The sequence below is a fragment of the Paracidovorax sp. MALMAid1276 genome, assembly GCF_049198005.1.
Lineage (GTDB): Bacteria > Pseudomonadota > Gammaproteobacteria > Burkholderiales > Burkholderiaceae_C > Acidovorax.
Genome location: NZ_JBMIRS010000193.1, coordinates 20,396 through 35,807 on the forward strand (window position 1 = coordinate 20,396; position 15,412 = coordinate 35,807).

Annotated in this window: 14 protein-coding genes; 5 read left to right on the forward strand and 9 right to left on the reverse strand. The window is 67.4% G+C overall.

The window, feature by feature from the left end; translation table 11 throughout:
• Positions 1-182 precede the first annotated feature (182 nt).
• The 3 genes from ACOQFS_RS14115 to hemC are packed head-to-tail and all read right to left on the reverse strand — an operon-like array spanning position 183 to position 3,066.
• Complete coding sequence (locus tag ACOQFS_RS14115) at positions 183-1,313, reverse strand: uroporphyrinogen-III C-methyltransferase (RefSeq protein WP_421563456.1); 1,131 nt, start codon at positions 1,311-1,313, stop codon at positions 183-185.
• The gene (locus tag ACOQFS_RS14120) at positions 1,310-2,116 is read right to left on the reverse strand and encodes a uroporphyrinogen-III synthase (RefSeq protein WP_421563457.1); all 807 of its coding nucleotides are present in this window, start codon (positions 2,114-2,116) and stop codon (positions 1,310-1,312) included. The genes ACOQFS_RS14115 and ACOQFS_RS14120 overlap by 4 nt, the downstream gene beginning before the upstream one ends.
• Before the next feature lie 8 nt (positions 2,117-2,124).
• Entirely contained in the window at positions 2,125-3,066 is a 942-nt protein-coding gene (hemC, locus tag ACOQFS_RS14125; RefSeq protein ID WP_421563458.1) for a hydroxymethylbilane synthase, read from the reverse strand.
• Between the two features lie 134 nt (positions 3,067-3,200).
• On the opposite strand from hemC, the gene ppc reads away from it, so the two are divergent.
• Positions 3,201-5,990, forward strand: coding sequence for a phosphoenolpyruvate carboxylase (gene ppc, locus ACOQFS_RS14130; RefSeq protein ID WP_421563459.1), 2,790 nt, complete (start codon positions 3,201-3,203; stop codon positions 5,988-5,990).
• An 18-nt stretch (positions 5,991-6,008) separates the two neighbouring features.
• Here the strand turns inward: ppc and ACOQFS_RS14135 are convergent, their stop codons facing one another.
• Positions 6,009-7,493, reverse strand: a complete 1,485-nt coding sequence (locus tag ACOQFS_RS14135) for an AI-2E family transporter (RefSeq protein ID WP_421563460.1) — start codon at positions 7,491-7,493, stop codon at positions 6,009-6,011.
• Positions 7,494-7,635: 142 nt separating this feature from the next.
• On the opposite strand from ACOQFS_RS14135, the gene ACOQFS_RS14140 reads away from it, so the two are divergent.
• Positions 7,636-8,610, forward strand: coding sequence for a hypothetical protein (locus tag ACOQFS_RS14140; protein WP_421563461.1), 975 nt, complete (start codon positions 7,636-7,638; stop codon positions 8,608-8,610).
• Positions 8,604-9,179, forward strand: a complete 576-nt coding sequence (locus tag ACOQFS_RS14145; protein WP_421563462.1) for a FlgO family outer membrane protein — start codon at positions 8,604-8,606, stop codon at positions 9,177-9,179. Before ACOQFS_RS14140 ends, ACOQFS_RS14145 begins: the two co-directional genes overlap by 7 nt.
• 208 nt (positions 9,180-9,387) lie before the next feature.
• On the opposite strand, the gene dnaB is transcribed toward ACOQFS_RS14145, so the two are convergent.
• The 5 genes from dnaB to rpsF all read right to left on the reverse strand — a co-directional run bounded on the left by dnaB (position 9,388) and on the right by rpsF (position 12,432).
• Positions 9,388-10,800, reverse strand: coding sequence for a replicative DNA helicase (dnaB, locus tag ACOQFS_RS14150; protein ID WP_421563463.1), 1,413 nt, complete (start codon positions 10,798-10,800; stop codon positions 9,388-9,390).
• A 169-nt stretch (positions 10,801-10,969) separates the two neighbouring features.
• The gene (gene rplI / locus ACOQFS_RS14155; protein ID WP_421563464.1) at positions 10,970-11,422 is read right to left on the reverse strand and encodes a 50S ribosomal protein L9; all 453 of its coding nucleotides are present in this window, start codon (positions 11,420-11,422) and stop codon (positions 10,970-10,972) included.
• Between the two features lie 12 nt (positions 11,423-11,434).
• On the reverse strand, positions 11,435-11,716 hold the full coding sequence (gene rpsR, locus ACOQFS_RS14160; RefSeq protein ID WP_005795932.1) for a 30S ribosomal protein S18: 282 nt from the start codon (positions 11,714-11,716) through the stop codon (positions 11,435-11,437).
• A gap of 17 nt (positions 11,717-11,733) precedes the next feature.
• Complete coding sequence (gene priB / locus ACOQFS_RS14165) at positions 11,734-12,024, reverse strand: primosomal replication protein N (protein WP_421563465.1); 291 nt, start codon at positions 12,022-12,024, stop codon at positions 11,734-11,736.
• An 18-nt stretch (positions 12,025-12,042) separates the two neighbouring features.
• Complete coding sequence (gene rpsF / locus ACOQFS_RS14170) at positions 12,043-12,432, reverse strand: 30S ribosomal protein S6 (protein ID WP_094285575.1); 390 nt, start codon at positions 12,430-12,432, stop codon at positions 12,043-12,045.
• 323 nt (positions 12,433-12,755) lie between these two features.
• On the opposite strand from rpsF, the gene grpE reads away from it, so the two are divergent.
• Together grpE and dnaK are read left to right on the forward strand one after the other, a co-directional pair.
• Positions 12,756-13,307, forward strand: coding sequence for a nucleotide exchange factor GrpE (grpE, locus tag ACOQFS_RS14175; RefSeq protein ID WP_421563466.1), 552 nt, complete (start codon positions 12,756-12,758; stop codon positions 13,305-13,307).
• Positions 13,308-13,407: 100 nt separating this feature from the next.
• Positions 13,408-15,366, forward strand: a complete 1,959-nt coding sequence (gene dnaK, locus ACOQFS_RS14180) for a molecular chaperone DnaK (protein WP_421563467.1) — start codon at positions 13,408-13,410, stop codon at positions 15,364-15,366.
• Positions 15,367-15,412 lie beyond the last annotated feature (46 nt).

Here is a 15,412-nt window from a genome sequence, read left to right on the forward strand (position 1 = left end):
TTGTTGAGTGCGTTGCAAGCAGGCCACTGCAACTGGCGCGCCCAAGACCAGTGCACCCGCGCAAGGGCCGCCAAGCCGTTCAAGCGGCGCTTCGCTCCCGTGCGCTGGGTGCGTCCCCCTCCCGCTTCGCGAAGCAAAACGAGAGAGGGGGAAGGCGCGAAGCGACTCAGGGGGTGGTTCATCTATCGGCCTGCAGCCGCTGTTGCCAGCGCAGACAGCGTTTCGTCCAGCCGGGGCATCTCGGCCGCCTTCATGCTGGCCTGGGCGGCCTGCAGGGTGCTGGCGGCGTTCTGTGTGCGGCGCGACGCCGGATCGAAATATTTGTTGAGCGCCGTGGTCGCTGCGGCCAGGTCGGCGCGGGCCGACTCGTACTGGCGCGCCAGCACGCCCAGGCGGGCGTTCAGCAGCTTGAGCTTGAGGTTTTCGCGCAGGAAGAAGGTCTGCTCGGGCGCCAGCAAGATGGCCTCGGGCTGGTCGATGCGGCTCACGCGCACCAGGGTGCGGGCCTCGTCGCGCACCACCTCCCAGCTGCGCTGCAGCGCGGCCTGCCACCAGGGTTGGTCACCTTGGGCGGCAGACGAAGAGGGAGCGGCCTGCGCAGTGGAGGCTGCACCCGCCAGTCGCCGAGTGGCCGCAGCCTGGGCCACGGCGTTCAGCACGGGCAGGTCGTCCACCTGGCGCACCAGCTCGTCCAGCCGGGCGAGCAGGCCGGCCGTGTCGGCCACGGCGGTGCGGGTGAGGCGGTCCAGGTCGCGGCCGATGGCGCGCTGCACAGGGGCCAGCCGGGGCTGGGCGGCGCGGCTGATGCGCTGGTCCGCGCTCTTGAGGGCGCCCACCAGCGGCTCCAGGCTGCCGGTGAGCTGGGCCTGCTGCTGGGCCAGGCGGATGGACGACTCGATGTCCACCACCAGGTTTTCATCGCGCGACCGCGACAGGCTCTGCATCAATTCTTCGAGCTGGCTGCGTTGCAGCGCCACCTCGCTCACGCGCGCTTCGGTCACCGACAGCCGCGCAGCGGTCTCGCGCACCTGCTCTTCGGCCTGGCGGGCCATGGTGCGCGCCTCGATGGCCAGCGCGCCCGAGTCGGCGGACTGCCGCGCCAGCTGTTCCTGAATGCTGCCCAGCTTTTGCCACAGCAGGCCGCAGCCGACCAGGGCCGCCACCGCCACCACTGCCAGCAGCACGGTGACCAGGGTGCTCCCGCGCCCTGCGGACGGTGCCGACGCGGCTGCCGCCACCGGCGCCGCAGTCGGAGCAGGGGCCGGGGCTGCAGTGGCTGCAAGGAACGGGTCGTTGGGGGGCACGGAACTCATGCGGCCGATTCTATCGACGCCACCACGTCGGCCAGTGCCGGGCGGCACTCCGCCACGCTGCCGAAACCCGCCGCGCGGGCGGCCTCGGCGATGCGCGGGTGCGTGGCCAGCGCGCGCGCTGCGCCCCAATGCACCGTGGGCAGAGCCTGCGCCAGGTGGGCCACGGCTTCCGAGCTGCTCAGCAGCCAGGTGGACCCGTCAGCCGCCGCCTGTTGCGCCAGCGCCACTTCGTCCGCACTGAACGTGGGGGCACCCCGCTCGTACGCCACCACGTAGTCCACCACCCCGCCGGCGGCCTCGATCTGCCTTGCGAGCCAGTCGCGCCCCGTGCCCACACCGCTGTCGTGCACGCCGTCTGAGCGGCCGCGAACGATCAGCACCCGGTCGCCAGGCCGCACCTGTGTGCCCACCTGCTGCCACAGCGCCTCCGAATCGAACTGGGCGGCGTCGGCTGCAGGCCCGTCGATGTGGTCACGCGGCACGCCCGCCTGCACCAGCGCGCGCGCCGTGCCGGGGCCAGGGGCCCATGCTCTTGTTTTGATAGCTGTCAGGGCTTTATCAGTAAGCGCTGATGGCCCATTTTGTTCAAAAAAATAAGTGGCCGCATTGCCGCTCACAAACATGAGGGCGCGGTACTGCGGCCACTGGCTGCGCGCCTGCTGCAAGGCGGCGTGGGCACCCGGCCCGGTGGCCGGGCCAATGGCGATGAGGGGCAGGGCCACGGCCTCTATGCCCTGGGCCTGCAGCTGCTGCACCCAGTGCGCCGCCTCGCGGGCGGGCCGCGTGACGATCACCCGGCGCATGCTGCGGCCTACCCCGCCGAGGCGGCCGCGCCCGCGCCCCGCGCGCCACCGGCGCGCAGGCGCTGGGCCACGGCCTCGCCCAGGGCTTCGGCCTGTGCCAGCGTGCCGACGGGGCCCGAGGCCTGTGCGCGCACCAGCGGGGCCTGGCCTTCGGTGTCGCCCCAGGCAGCATCCAGCTGCAGCACGCTGGCGGCCATCGTGCCGTGGGCCGCCAGCGGCATCGAGCAGCTGCCGCCCATGGCGCGGCTCACCGCGCGCTCGGCCGCCACGGTGAGCCAGGTGGGCTGGTGCGCCAGCGGCGCCAGCGCGTCGATCAGGTCTTGTCGGTCGCTGCGCACCTCGATACCCAGGGCGCCCTGGCCTGCGGCGGGCAGCATGGCGGCGGGCGTGAACGTGTCGCGGATGCGGTGCGCCAGTTCCAGGCGCTTGAGGCCGGCCGCTGCCAGCACGATGGCGTCGTACTGGCCCTCGTCCAGCTTGCGCAGGCGGGTGTCCAGGTTGCCGCGCAGCGGCTCGATCTTCAGGTCGGGCCGCAGGGCCTGCAGCAGCACTTGGCGGCGCAGGCTCGACGTGCCCACCACCGCGCCCTGGGGCAGTGCGTCCAGGTTCTCGTAGCGCGGCGAGACAAAGGCATCGCGCGGGTCTTCGCGCTCCATCACGCAGGCCAGGGCAAAGCCCTCGGGCAGCTCCATGGGCACGTCTTTCAGCGAATGCACGGCGATGTGCGCGCGGCCTTGTTCCAGCGCCACTTCCAGCTCTTTCACGAACAGGCCCTTGCCCCCCACCTTCGACAGCGAACGGTCCAGGATCTGGTCGCCCTGCGTCGTCATGCCCAGCAGTTGCACGGTGTGGCCGTGCGCCTGCAGCAGGGCCTTCACATGCTCTGCCTGCCACAGCGCCAGGCGGCTTTCGCGTGTGGCAATCACGAGGGATTGGGGGGTCTGGGGCATGCTCAAGTTCGTAACCTGTTTGTAATCATTCAGGGGCGGGCGATGCTAGCATGCGCCCGCACTGGGGTTGGTGCGCCCCGGGGGAGGGGAGCAGGCAGCGCCGGGCACTCTTTTCCATTCCCGGAGACACCTGCATGAAACGATCCGACAAGGACCAGCCCCTGATCGACGACATCCGCCTGCTCGGCCGCATTCTGGGCGATGTGATCCGCGAACAGGAGGGTGTGGCCGCCTACGAACTCGTCGAGCAGGTGCGCAAGCTCTCGGTGGCCTTCCGCCGCGATGCCGACCACGAGGCCGACCGCGCGCTCAAGCGGTTGCTCAAGTCCCTGTCGGGCGACCAGACGGTGAGCGTGATCCGCGCCTTCACCTACTTCAGCCACCTGGCCAACCTGGCCGAAGACCGCCACCACATCCGCCGCCGCGCCGTGCACGAGCGCGCGGGCGACACGCAGGAGGGCAGCATCGAAGTGGCCCTGTCGCGCCTGCGCTGGGCCGGCATTGCGCCCAAGACCATCGCCCAGACGCTGGCCGGCAGTTACGTGGCCCCGGTGCTCACCGCCCACCCCACCGAAGTGCAGCGCAAAAGCATTCTGGATGCCGAGCGCGACATCGCCCAGCTGCTGGCCGCGCGCGACGACATCCAGGTGCGCGCCCAGCTCTACAACAGCGCCAAGGACGCGCTCACCCCGCGCGAGCTGGCCGCCAACGAGGCCCAGCTGCGTGCCCGCGTAGCCCAGCTGTGGCAAACGCGCCTGCTGCGCTACAGCAAGCTCACCGTGGCCGACGAGATCGAAAACGCGCTGAGCTACTACGAGGCCACCTTCCTGCGCGAGATTCCCAAGATCTATGCCGACCTGGAAAGCGAGCTGGGCCAATACCCCGTGCACAGCTTTCTGCGCATGGGCCAGTGGATCGGGGGCGACCGCGACGGCAACCCCAACGTCACGGCGCAGACGCTGCGCTACGCGCTCGGCCGCCAGGCCGAGGTGGCCCTGCGCCACTACCTGACCGAAGTGCACTACCTGGGCGGCGAGCTGTCGCTGTCGGCCCGCCTGGTGCAGGTGTCGGCCGAGATGGAGGCCCTGGCCCTGCGCTCGCCCGACACGAACGAGCACCGCGTGGACGAGCCCTACCGCCGCGCACTCACCGGCATCTACGCGCGCCTGGCCGCGTCGCTGAAAGAGCTGACCGGCGGCGACGCAGCGCGCCATGCGGTGGCGCCGCAAAACCCTTATGCCAGTGCCGACGAGTTTCTGGCCGACCTGCGCGTCATCGAGGCGTCGCTGAAATCGCACCACGGCGAAGCCCTGGCCGGCGAGCGCCTGCACCCGCTGATCCGCGCCGTGCAGGTGTTCGGCTTTCACCTGGCCACGGTGGACCTGCGCCAAAGCTCCGACAAGCACGAAGACGTGGTGGCCGAGCTGCTGGCCCAGGCCCGCATCGAGCCCCACTATGCCGGCCTGCAAGAGGCCGCCAAGCGCGCGCTGCTGATCAAGCTGCTGAATGACGCGCGCCCGCTGCGCGTGGTGGGCGCCGAGTATTCCGCGCACGCCCAGGGCGAGCTGGCCATTTTCGAAACCGCCCGCGTGATGCGCGAGCGCTTCGGCCACGACGCCATCCGCCACTACATCATCAGCCACACCGAAACCGTGAGCGACCTGCTCGAAGTGCTGCTGCTGCAAAAGGAAGTGGGGCTGATGAGCGGCACGCTGGACGCCGAGTCGAAGAACCACCTCATCGTGGTGCCGCTGTTCGAAACCATCGAAGACCTGCGCAATGCCGCGCCCATCATGCGCGAGTTCTACGGCCTGCCCGGCGTGGCAGCACTGGTACAGCGCAGCGGCGGCGAGCAGGACATCATGCTGGGCTACAGCGACAGCAACAAGGACGGCGGCATCTTCACCAGCAACTGGGAGCTGTACCGCGCCGAGATCGCACTCGTCGACCTGTTCGACGAACTCGCCACCAGCCACGGCATTCAGCTGCGCATGTTCCACGGCCGGGGCGGCACCGTGGGCCGCGGCGGCGGCCCCAGCTACCAGGCCATCCTGGCGCAACCCCCGGGCACCGTGCGCGGCCAGATCCGCCTGACCGAGCAGGGCGAAGTCATCGCATCCAAATACGCCAACCCCGAAATCGGCCGCCGCAACCTCGAAACCCTGGTGGCCGCCACGCTCGAAGCCACGCTGCTGCAACCCACCAAGCCCGCCACCAAGGCGTTTCTGGACGCCGCCGCACAGCTCTCGCTGGCCAGCATGGGCGCCTACCGCGCGCTGGTGTACGACACCCCCGGCTTCACCGACTACTTCTTCAACAGCACCCCCATCCGCGAGATCGCCGAGCTGAACATCGGCTCGCGCCCCGCCAGCCGCAAGGCCAGCCAGAAGATCGAAGACCTGCGCGCCATCCCCTGGGGCTTCAGCTGGGGCCAGTGCCGCCTCACGCTGCCCGGCTGGTTCGGCTTTGGCGCGGCGGTGGAGGTGTTCATCAACGCCGAAGGCAAAGACCCCAAGGCGCAACTGGCCCTGCTGCAAAAGATGTACCGCCAGTGGCCGTTCTTCCGTACCCTGCTGTCCAACATGGACATGGTGCTGGCCAAGAGCGACCTGGCCCTGGCCTCACGCTACAGCGAGCTGGTGACGGACGCCCGCCTGCGCAAGAAGGTCTTCACCAGCATCGAAGCCGAATGGCACCGCACGGCCGAGGCGCTGACTCGCATCACGGGCGACAAGCAACGCCTCACGCATAACACCGCGCTGGCCCGCTCCATCAAACACCGCTTTCCGTACATCGACCCGCTGCACCACCTGCAGGTCGAACTGGTGCGCCGCTGGCGCGCGGGGCAGGGGGATGAGCGGGTGCAGACGGGGATTCATATATCTATCAACGGGATTGCGGCGGGGTTGCGCAATACAGGTTGACCGGACGCTGGGGCGGCCTCAATCCCCCAGCAGTTCTCCCACCGCCTTCAAATCCTCCACCCGGTCGCACACGGCCTTGACGGCCATCATGACGGGGATGCCCAGCAGCAGGCCCCACAGGCCCCACAGCCAGCCCCAGGCCAGCACGCTGACGAAGACGGCCACGGGGCTCATGCGGCTGGTGCGGCTGGTGAGCCAGGGGGTCAGCAGGTTGCCGATGAGGGTGTGGATGACCAGCGATGCGCCGCCGATGGCCAGGGCCATGTCGATGGTGCCGAACTGCAAAAACGCGACCAGCGCCGAGGCGCCGGTGACGAGGGCGGAGCCGATGTAGGGCGCGAGGTTGAGCACGGCCGCCACCACGCCCCACACGGCGGCGTTCTGCAGGCCCAGCGCCCAGTAGGCCACGCCGGTGGCCACGCCCACGAGCACGCTGGTGAACACCTGCACCAGCAGATAGCGCTGGATGTTGCCGGTGATGTCTTCCAGCACGTGGATGGTGATCTTGCGCCGCTCCAGGCTGGTGCCCGCGATGCGCAGCAGCTTGTTGCGAAACAGGTTGCCCGAGGCCAGCGCGAAGAAGGTCAGAAACACGACCACGGTCATCTGGCCCAGCGCGGACATGAGGCCCATGGTGCCGCTCCACAGATAGTCGCGGATGTTGAACGGGGGGCGCTCCACGACGACGCGCTGCACCCCGCGGCGGGTGGGTGCGGGCACGGTGTTTTCGCTGGCGGCCTGTTCGATCTGGGTGGCGGCCTTCTGCACGGTGTCCAGCGGGTTGGGGGCGCTGGATCGTGTTCGCAGGCTGTCGCGCACTTTCTTGGCCGCCACGGGCAGCGAGTCCACCAGCTCCACGGCGCCGTCGCTGAGCGCCCATGCGGTGCCGGCCAGTCCCGAGACGATGGCAATGAGCAGCACGCCCGCCCCCAGCCAGCGCGGCACGCGGTGGCGCCACAGGGCCTCCACGGCGGGGCGCAGCGCGGTGGTCATCAGCAGGCTGACCATGATGGGAATGAACACCGCGCTGGCCCAGTGCAGCAGGGCCACGCTGGCGAACAGGGCCAGCAGCGCGAGCGAGAGGTTGCGCACGTCCACGGGCATGTGCAGCATGACCGGGCCGGAAAAGGGTGGGGCGCCGTTGACGGGTGGCGCAGGGTGCGCGGGTGTGCTGCCGGGCTGGGGCTCCGCTGCCGGGGGCGCGGCGTTGATGTGTGCCTGGGCCTGGACAGCCGCAGCCGCCGCTGCCTCGGCCGCCGATGCTGCTTGCGATGCTGCCGTGGTTGATGATGGTTTTGTGGCTGTCGCCGTGGCTGCAGCTTCTGCTGGTTCTGGCGAAGCCTGCCTCCCGGGGCTTGGCGTTGGTGTGCCGGATGGTGCTGCGGCTTGCGCGGGGGAGGATGAGGGCGCAGTCACTGGGGGGCTTTCTGCGGTGCGGTGGGCCGGGGCGGGCGGCGAGGTGGGGTTGGCGGGGGCGGCAGGTTCGGGCGGCGGCGCAGTCATCTGCGGATTGTGCAGCGGCGCCTGGGCGGTGCGCTGTAGGCGGCTTCCCCGAGAGCGGTGGCCGCGTGCCTGTGCGAAGTGGGCCGCAAACCCGGGCTTGTTCGGCCCATCGCCGTGGCGCGCGCGGCATAGCATGTGGCCCATGCAATCTGATCAAGTAGCCCCTACTCGCCCCGGCCGTGCGCGCGGTGCCCGCTGGCCGGTGGCCGGGGCGGCGGTGCCCTTGCTGGGCCTGGCGCTGCTGGGCGCGGGCTGCGCCGCGCCCGATGTGCCGCAGGACAGCCGCCACGCGCCCTCTACCCAGAAAACGATGCGGGCCGTGCACCACTGGGACGTGTTGGCCCAGGACATGGCCAGCCGCATCGCCGACAAGACGCGCGACTGGCCTGCGGGCCAGCACCCGATCTATGTGGCGTCGAAGGCGGACACGCGCTTCAACCATGGGTTTCGCAAGCTGCTGATGGCGCGGCTGGCCGACCTGGGCGTGACGGTGTCGACTGAGCCCGCCACGGCCGTGCACCTGGTGGTGGAAGCCCAGGTGGTGCAGCACCTGCAGCCGCAGTCGAGCGCGCTGCACTGGGTGCCGCTGGCCTCGGGCGTGAGCGTGGCGCGCGACGGCGTGCACTTTCATGGCGCGCATTCGTTCAGCGCGCAGGGCGCCGCAGGCGCGCCCGCAGCGGGTGCCATGGGTGCGGACCCACGCGCCAGCGCGCTGCAGCCAGGCCGGGCGGCCCCTGCAGCGGCCGAGCGCGAGGTGATCGTGGCGCCCGGCAGTGCCTTTGGCGCGGCGGTGGCGGCGATCGGCCCCACCGGCCCCTCTGGCCCCGCCACGGCGTCGGCAGGGTCGGCATCCGGCTATGAACCAGCACCCTCTGCGATCCGCCGCGCGCCCCCTGCGCCGGAAACGCCCGTGGTCTACCCCCAGCCGGGCGTGCCCGCGCGGTCCGAAGTGCTGGTAACGGCGTCGCTGGAAAGCGGCGGGCGCTACCTGGCGGGCACGTCGGACGTGTATTCGCTGGCGCATGACGATGCGCTGCTGTACCTGGCGCCCGAGCCGCGCCTGCCCGGCCCGCCGTCTGCGGCCATCAAGACCTGGCGCGTGGTGGCCCCATGGTGACGCCGCGCCGTGCCGGGTTGCGGGGGCTGGCTGCCACCACCGCTGCAGTGGCCGCACTGTCTCTGGCGGGCTGCGCATCGCGCTATTACTACGGCGAGGCCGGGGGCGCGGGCGTGGGCGGTGCGCCGCGCACCTCGGTGATCCACGCCAACCACCATGCGGCCGACATGCTGCTGATGAACGCGCCGCTGGACCGTGAGCACGCGGTGCTGGTGGCCACGCTGGTGAACGTGGACCGGCTGGGCGAGTCGTCGCGCCTGGGGCGCATTTTCTCGGAGCAGATCGCGGGGCGGCTGGTGCAGCGCGGCCTGCCGGTCACCGAGCTCAAGCTGCGCGATTCCGTGATGATCCAGCGCGAGCAGGGCGAGCTGCTGCTCTCGCGCGAGCTGCGCGAACTGAGCCGGTCGCACGACGCGCAGGCCGTGGTGGTGGGCACCTATGCCGCGTCGGCCACGGTGCTGTATGTGAGCATCAAGCTGGTGAAGCCTGAGGGCAATGTGGTGGTGGCCGCGCACAACTACGCTGTGCCGATGGACGACAACGTGCGTGCGCTGCTGGCGGGGCGCTGAAGGGAAGTATCAATTTGATAGCTGCAAGCGCTTGCTGAATAAGCGCTGGAGGCAGATTTGCCTGATTCGGTACTTATCTCAGACAGACCCGTTCGCCCTGAGCCTGTCGAAGGGCTGCTGGCAAAGGGCGCCCCGGCTTCGACAAGCTCAGCCCGAACGGATGGGGGGCAGGCATCTGAGGAATGTACATAGTCAGGCATTTTTATACTCAGTAATCGTCTCCGGACCCCATCGCCAGGTTCTCGAAGCGCGTCTGGTTCTTCTGGAAGAACAGCTTCACCGTGCCCGTCGGGCCGTTCCGCTGTTTGCCGATGATGACCTCGGCCACATTGGGCTCCTTGGAGTCCTTGTTGTAGTAGTCGTCGCGGTAGATGAACATGATGATGTCCGCGTCCTGCTCGATGGCACCGGACTCGCGAAGGTCGGACATCATGGGGCGCTTGTCGGTGCGCTGCTCCACCGAGCGGTTGAGCTGCGACAGCGCAATCACCGGGCATTGCAGCTCCTTGGCCAGCATCTTGAGGCCCCGGGAGATCTCGCCCAGCTCGGTGGCGCGGTTGTCGCTGCCGCCGCTGCCCGAGCCGCTCATGAGCTGCAGGTAGTCGACCACGATCAGGCCCAGTTTGCCGCACTGGCGCGCCAGCCGCCGCGCGTTGGCGCGCAGCTCGCTGGGCGTGAGGCCCGGCGTCTCGTCGATGTGCAGCGACACGGTGCGCAGCTTTTCAATAGCCTCGGTCAGGCGCGGCCATTCATCGTCGGTGAGCTGGCCCGTGCGCAGGTGGCCCTGGTTCACCCGGCCAATCGACCCCACGATCCGCACCGCGAGCTGGGCGGCGCCCATTTCCATCGAGAAGATGGCCACCGGCAGGCCTTCGTGGAGCGCCACGTGCTCGGCAATGTTCACCGCGAACGAGGTCTTGCCCATGGACGGGCGCGCCGCCAGCACAATCATGTCGCCCGCCTGCAGGCCCGAGGTCATGCGGTCCAGGTCGGCAAAGCCCGTGGGGATACCGGTCACGTCCACGGGGTTGTCCGCCATCTCCTGCACCTTGTCGAGCAGGTCGATCACCAGCGTGTCGAGCGACTGAAACCCTTGTTTGGTGCGCGAGCCTTCTTCGCCGATGGCAAAGATCTTGGCCTCGGCCTCGTCCAGGATGCGCTCCACCGTTTTGCCCTGGGGGTTGAACGCATTGGTCGAGATGTCGTCGCTGGCCGTGACCAGCTTGCGCAGGATGGCCCGCTCGCGCACGATTTCGGCATAGCGGCGGATGTTGCTGGCACTGGGCACATACTGCGCCAGGTTGTTCAGGTAGGTCAGCCCCCCCGTCTCCTGCGCCTTGCCCAGGTTGGTGAGGTGCTCAAACACCGTGATCACGTCCGCCGGCTTGCTGGCATTGATCAGCGCGCCGATGGCCGTGTAGATCATCTGGTGCTCGTGCCGGTAGAAGTGGCTCTCTACCAGCAGGTCGCCCACCCGGTCCCAGGCGTTGTTGTCCAGCAGCAGCCCGCCCAGCACGCTGGACTCGGCCTCGATGGAGTGCGGTGGCACCCGCAGTTGCGCCACGTCGCGGTCCGGCACGGGCGTGAAGCCATCATCAAGGGGGGGGAAAACAGCAGACATGGGATCCTCGGAACGAACTTGGCATGCTAGCGCCCGAGCGGCGCGCCGTCATGGCACAAGTCTGTGGATAAGGTTGGGGCAACCGGTGGGCAACGGTGTACAAGCCGCCGCCGCACAAAAAACAAAAGCCGCCCGAAGGCGGCTTGGAAGACACGCAGAGAACTGCGTATCAGGCGGTTTCGCCGTAGACCGACACGGTCACGTCCACCACCACGTCGGTGTGCAGAGCCACGCTGACGGTGCTTTCGCTCACGACCTTGATGGGGCCGTTGGGCAGACGGATTTGCGACTTGGACACCTTGTAGCCTTGCTTGTTCAGCTCGTCGGCGATGTCGTGGTTGGTCACGGAACCGAACAGGCGGCCGTCCACGCCGGCCTTTTGCGTCAGCTTCACGGTGGTACCGGCCAGCTTCTCGCCTTGGGTCTGGGCTTCAGCCAGCTTGGCGGCCGCAGCCTTTTCGAGTTCGGCGCGCTTGGCTTCGAATTCGGCCTTGGCGGCTTCGGTGGCACGGCGTGCGCGGCCCGAAGGGATCAGGAAGTTGCGGGCGTAGCCGTCTTTCACCTTGACGATTTCGCCGAGGTTGCCGAGGTTCACAACCTTGTCGAGCAGGATGATTTGCATGGGTTGTGCTCCTTAGATCTTGTGCTGGTCGCTGTAAGGCACCAGGGCCAGGAAGCGCGCGCGCTTGATGGCAGTGTTCAGCTGACGCTGGAAGATGGCGCGCGTGCCGGTCAGGCGTGCGGGGATGATCTTGCCGTTTTCGGCGATGAAATCGCGCAGCGTGTCGACATCCTTGTAGTCGATTTCTTCAACACCGGTCACCGTGAAGCGGCAGAAGCGCTTGCGCTTGAACAGCAGGGACTGGGTGTTGCGCTTTGGGCGCTTGTCTTTGTTGAACTTCTTGAACGTGGCCATTGCGGACCCCTTGAAAATTAATCTTGTTGAATATCCTGGATGTGCAGCACTGCCGTCTTGCCATTGCGCGGGGTGGCCAGAAATCCTTCGAAAGTCCAGCGACTCCCGATGTTCTGCCTTGCCAGGCGCTCTGCCATCGCCCCGAAGGCCATGGCTTTCATGGCGGCCTTGACATCGCGTGGATGGCCCGCTTCGGTCTGCTGGGACTCGTGTTCGAGGCGCAGCGTGATGGCAGGCAATCCGGCGGGCGTGTAGCGCAGGGGTTCAGCCTCTGCGATACAGGCGGTCAAGACGACGTGGTTCTCCACTCCAAAGGGATGGATGGATCAGCGCTCGCCGCGCTCGCCACCGGCGGCTGCGTATTCAGCCTGGCTGGCCTTGCGGGCTTCTTCGCGCTCCACGGTCTTCATCATCGAAGACGGGCCCGTGTCGGCCTTCTTCTTCTGAACCGTCAGGTGGCGCAGCACAGCGTCGTTGAACTTGAAGGCGTGCTCCAGTTCAGCCATCACAGCCTGGTCGGCTTCGATGTTCACGCACAGGTAGTGGGCCTTGGCCAGCTTGTTGATCAGGTACGCCAGTTGACGGCGGCCCCAGTCTTCCACGCGGTGCACCTTGCCACCGCCAGCGGTGATCATGCCCTTGTAGCGCTCCAGCATGGCTGGGACTTGTTCGCTTTGATCCGGATGGATCAACAAAATGATTTCGTAATGACGCATGCAGACTCCTTTTGGGTAAGACCACCCACCGCGTCCAGAAGTGGTGTGGCAAGGGAAAGCCTGCGATTATAGCCCGCGCTGCGTGGCTTGTACACTCTGGCCTTTTGCGCACCGCAGGCACCCGACCTGCCCGGCCTGCGCGCGAAGCCCCTCCCCTTGCAAAACACCGGGATGGGCCGACATGCCAGCCATGGGCGCGCACGGCCCGCATGCCAGAAACGGCATGTCCCTGGTGCAGACCTTGATTTGCGCCAGCCTGCCCCCAACTCCCGCGCGTATCCGCAGCGCAGAGCTGCCGTTCACCCAACCCTTCAGACCACAACATGTCCGATACCAGCCCTACCAACCCACCCCAAAGCGCTCCCGCCCCAGAAGAAGTTGAAGCCGCCATGGCCGCACATGCGTCTGACGAGATGGCCCGCCTGCAGGGCGAGCTGGCCGAGCTGAAGGCCAAGAGCGCCGATCTGGCCGACCAGTTCCTGCGCGCCAAGGCCGAGGTGGAGAACGCCCGCCGCCGTGCGGACGACGAAGTGGCCAAGGCCCGCAAGTTCGGCATCGAGAGCTTTGCCGAGAGCCTGCTGCCCGTGTGCGACAGCCTGGATGCCGCGCTGGCCATCAAGGAAGCCACGCCCGAACAGCTGCGCGAAGGCGCCGACGCCACGCTGCGCCAGCTGACCTCCGCGCTGGAGCGCAACAAGGTGCTGGCCATCAACCCCGCCGCGGGCGAAAAGTTCGACCCGCATCAGCACCAGGCCATCAGCATGGTGCCTGCCGAGCAGGAGGCCAACACCGTGGTGGCCGTGCTGCAAAAAGGCTATGTGATTGCCGAGCGCGTGCTGCGCCCCGCCCTGGTCACGGTTGCCGCGCCCAAGTAAGCTTGCGCGGCCCAAAAATATCAGCATGGATCACTTGAACCCCCGAAAGTTATCCACAAGTTACTAGCCATCCACACATTCAAGCATTCGGAGAAAAATCATGGGAAGAATCATCGGCATTGACCTGGGCACCACCAACAGCTGCGTGTCCATCATGGAAGGCAACACCACGCGCGTGATCGAAAACAGCGAAGGCGCGCGCACCACGCCGTCCATCGTGGCCTACCAGGAAGACGGCGAGATCCTCGTCGGCGCCTCGGCCAAGCGCCAGGCTGTGACCAACCCCAAGAACACGCTGTACGCCGTCAAGCGCCTGATCGGCCGCAAGTTCACCGAGAAGGAAGTGCAAAAGGACATCGACCTGATGCCCTACAAGATCGTGGCCGCCGACAACGGCGACGCCTGGATCGAAGTGCGCGGCAACAAGATCTCGGCCCAGCAGGTGTCGGCCGACATCCTGCGCAAAATGAAGAAGACCGCCGAGGATTACCTGGGCGAGCCCGTGACCGAGGCCGTCATTACCGTGCCCGCGTACTTCAATGACGCACAGCGCCAGGCCACCAAGGACGCCGGCCGCATCGCGGGCCTCGATGTGAAGCGCATCATCAACGAGCCCACCGCTGCAGCGCTGGCCTTCGGCCTCGACAAGCAGGAAAAGGGCGACCGCAAGATCGCCGTGTATGACCTGGGTGGCGGCACGTTCGACGTGTCTATCATCGAGATCGCCGACGTGGACGGCGAAAAGCAGTTCGAAGTGCTGTCGACCAATGGCGACACCTTCCTGGGCGGCGAAGACTTCGACCAGCGCATCATTGACTACATCATCAGCGAGTTCAAGAAGGAACAGGGCGTGGACCTGTCCAAGGACGTGCTGGCCCTGCAGCGCCTGAAGGAAGCGGCCGAGAAGTCCAAGATCGAGCTGTCCAACAGCGCCTCGACCGACATCAACCTGCCCTACATCACGGCCGACGCTTCGGGCCCCAAGCACCTGAACATCAAGCTGACCCGCGCCAAGCTGGAAGCCCTGGTGGAAGAGCTGATCGAGCGCACGATTGCACCGTGCCGCATGGCCATCAAGGACGCGGGCGTGTCCGTGTCCGACATCCATGACGTGATTCTGGTGGGCGGCATGACCCGCATGCCCAAGGTGCAGGAAAAGGTGAAGGAGTTCTTCGGCAAGGAACCCCGGAAGGACGTGAACCCTGACGAAGCCGTGGCCGTGGGTGCTGCCATCCAGGGCCAGGTGCTGTCGGGCGATCGCAAGGACGTGCTGCTGCTGGACGTGACGCCGCTGTCGCTGGGTATTGAAACCCTGGGCGGCGTGATGACCAAGATGATCCAGAAGAACACAACCATCCCGACCAAGTTCGCGCAGACCTACTCCACGGCCGACGACAACCAGCCCGCCGTGACCATCAAGGTCTACCAGGGCGAGCGCGAGATGGCTGCTGGCAACAAGCTGCTGGGCGAGTTCAACCTGGAAGGCATCCCGCCCGCCGCGCGTGGCGTTCCGCAAATTGAAGTGTCGTTCGACATCGACGCCAACGGCATCCTGCACGTGGGCGCCAAGGACAAGGGCACGGGCAAGGAAAACAAGATCACCATCAAGGCCAACTCCGGCCTGTCGGAAGAAGAAATCCAGCAGATGGTGAAGGACGCCGAGCTGAATGCCGCCGACGACAAGAAGAAGCTGGAGCTGGTGCAGGCCAAGAACCAGGGCGAAGCCGCCGTGCACAGCGTGAACAAGAGCCTGGGCGAGCACGGCGACAAGCTGGATGCGGGTGAGAAGGACGCGATCACCGCCGCCGTGAAGGCCCTGGAAGAAGCCCTGAAGGGTGAGGACAAGGCCGCCATTGACGAAAAGACCACGGCCCTGATGGCTGCCAGCCAGAAGCTGGGCGAGAAAATGTATGCCGACCAGCAGGCAGCCGCACAGGCAGCCCAAGCCGCAGGTGGTGCCGAGGCCGCAGGCGCGGCAGGCGGCGCATCGTCTTCCGCCAAGCCTGCGGACGACGACAACGTGGTGGACGCCGAAGTCAAGGAAGTCAAGAAGGGCTGAGCGAGCCCCCGTTGACCGACGTCGCCGCGCACCGCCCCGGGGGGCT

Coding starts and splice junctions, on each gene's coding strand:
- rpsR (WP_005795932.1), bottom strand. CDS start 11,716: ATGGCCACGTTCAAGAAGTTCAACAAAGACAAGCGCCCAAAGCGCAAC.
- ACOQFS_RS14120 (WP_421563457.1), bottom strand. CDS start 2,116: ATGCGCCGGGTGATCGTCACGCGGCCCGCCCGCGAGGCGGCGCACTGG.
- dnaK (WP_421563467.1), top strand. CDS start 13,408: ATGGGAAGAATCATCGGCATTGACCTGGGCACCACCAACAGCTGCGTG.
- dnaB (WP_421563463.1), bottom strand. CDS start 10,800: ATGTCTGCTGTTTTCCCCCCCCTTGATGATGGCTTCACGCCCGTGCCG.
- ACOQFS_RS14140 (WP_421563461.1), top strand. CDS start 7,636: ATGCAATCTGATCAAGTAGCCCCTACTCGCCCCGGCCGTGCGCGCGGT.
- ACOQFS_RS14145 (WP_421563462.1), top strand. CDS start 8,604: ATGGTGACGCCGCGCCGTGCCGGGTTGCGGGGGCTGGCTGCCACCACC.
- rpsF (WP_094285575.1), bottom strand. CDS start 12,432: ATGCGTCATTACGAAATCATTTTGTTGATCCATCCGGATCAAAGCGAA.
- rplI (WP_421563464.1), bottom strand. CDS start 11,422: ATGCAAATCATCCTGCTCGACAAGGTTGTGAACCTCGGCAACCTCGGC.
- hemC (WP_421563458.1), bottom strand. CDS start 3,066: ATGCCCCAGACCCCCCAATCCCTCGTGATTGCCACACGCGAAAGCCGC.
- ppc (WP_421563459.1), top strand. CDS start 3,201: ATGAAACGATCCGACAAGGACCAGCCCCTGATCGACGACATCCGCCTG.
- grpE (WP_421563466.1), top strand. CDS start 12,756: ATGTCCGATACCAGCCCTACCAACCCACCCCAAAGCGCTCCCGCCCCA.
- ACOQFS_RS14115 (WP_421563456.1), bottom strand. CDS start 1,313: ATGAGTTCCGTGCCCCCCAACGACCCGTTCCTTGCAGCCACTGCAGCC.
- ACOQFS_RS14135 (WP_421563460.1), bottom strand. CDS start 7,493: ATGACTGCGCCGCCGCCCGAACCTGCCGCCCCCGCCAACCCCACCTCG.